3 protein-coding genes are annotated in these 1,498 nt (G+C 27.2%); all 3 read right to left on the bottom strand.

Going from position 1 to position 1,498, the window contains the following annotated elements; translation table 11 throughout:
* Positions 1–507, bottom strand: a 507-nt coding sequence (locus AVBRAN9331_RS09670) for a hypothetical protein (RefSeq protein ID WP_336612922.1), incomplete at its 3' end; no start/stop codon positions are given.
* Positions 508–1,083, bottom strand: a complete 576-nt coding sequence (locus AVBRAN9331_RS09665; protein ID WP_336612921.1) for a hypothetical protein — start codon at positions 1,081–1,083, stop codon at positions 508–510.
* Positions 1,084–1,088: 5 nt separating this feature from the next.
* Positions 1,089–1,498: hypothetical protein (locus AVBRAN9331_RS09660; protein WP_336612920.1), on the bottom strand; the 410-nt coding region annotated here is incomplete at its 5' end.

Raw genomic sequence — 1,498 nt, 5'->3', positions numbered from 1 at the left:
AATAGCTAATAAATCTCTTTCATCTTTGATATTTTGAATATCAAGTTTGCTTAAAATATCTTCCATACTTTCACGAGTGCTAGTGCCTTTTACTTCTATTTTTTCTCTAGGCTTTTCTTCTTCATATTCAGCTTTTATTTTTAGATATTCTTTTTTAAAATCATCTATGCTTATTTTTTCATCTGCAAATAATCTAAAAAGCCTTTCATCATCGCTAAAATTAAATCTTAAATCATCATAATATGTAAAGCTACCACTACTACTATTTATAGGATTTGCTTGCAAAAAGCTTTGCAAATCTTTTTTAATCTCTATATCAGAATGCTTTGCAAAAGCTCTTTGATAAATACTATCTGTCTTATAATCATTTTGAACTTGTAAAAACAAATCAAACATATCATTAGGCTTAGCAATTTGGCTAAGCTCTTTACTTAAATCTATCTTTTTTAAATCTTTATTATTTGTATTAATGAGATTTATTTGATTTAAAGATGAGTTAATTTGCATTTATGTCCTTTTGTTTATAAACTCGGTTTCTAGCATAGATAAAACATAAGCATCATAGCTATCTTTTTGCTCTCTTAGAGATTTTACCAAGTTTGCTAAGTTTTCTTTATACACGTTTAAATCGCTCTTTACTTCAATCGGTTCTCTTTTAATCTCTTTAGTTTCTAGCTCTTTTGCTGCTAAATCCTTAGTAATTGCTAAAAGCCATCTAGGTTTAAATTCTTCTATGCTTAAATCACTATTTAATAAGCTTTCTAGCTCATCATTTAAGGCAATTTGCCCGTTTATTGAATTTGAATTAGTCATAATAAAGCTTAAAAGTTCGCTTAATTCATTTAAACTACTTTTATCATCAAGCCCTAATAGTTTGCCATAAATAGTAACTTCGCCATTCTTACTAACCCCACTAAAACTCTTACCCCAATTATCATGATTATATAAATTAGAAATGCCTTTTAAATCATCAGAGCTTACTGGCTTAGAATTTAAATCTTTATTAGTTTCAGTCCTTATCTCATCTCTTAAAAATATTTGCCTTAAATCCAAAATACTCTGATTGTTATTTATGATTGTCATTTTAACTAAACCCTTTTATCATATAAATTCTCGCCATTTTTATAGGCTAAAAATATAGCTAATAAATCTCTTTCATCTTTAATATTTTGAATATTAATTTTGCTTAAAATATCTTCCATACTTTCACGAGTGCTAGTGCCTTTTACTTCTATGGCTTCAAATGGTTTTTCTTTAGTTTGTTCTTCTTTTTCTTCTTGTTTAATTTCTTCTTTTGTATTTATTGCATTATTTCTTAAATTTTCTTTTTCTTTAACTCTAGCTTGTAATTCTTCAACGCTTGGCATTTTCTTACTATCTATATAACCTAAAGGAAAATCATCAGGCAAACCTAAAGATGGCATATTTAGTGAGTTTAGCGTTCTATCAAGCTCTTTTTTATCAATTTCTACCCAATTTTTCATAAATTCTTTGCTTA

Origin of the sequence: Campylobacter sp. RM9331 (assembly GCF_020137685.1) — a bacterium.
GTDB lineage: Bacteria > Campylobacterota > Campylobacteria > Campylobacterales > Campylobacteraceae > Campylobacter_E.
Note: the sequence above shows the minus strand (reverse complement) of the source record. Positions and strands in the feature narration are given on the sequence as shown.

Coding starts and splice junctions, on each gene's coding strand:
- AVBRAN9331_RS09665 (WP_336612921.1), bottom strand. CDS start 1,083: ATGACAATCATAAATAACAATCAGAGTATTTTGGATTTAAGGCAAATA.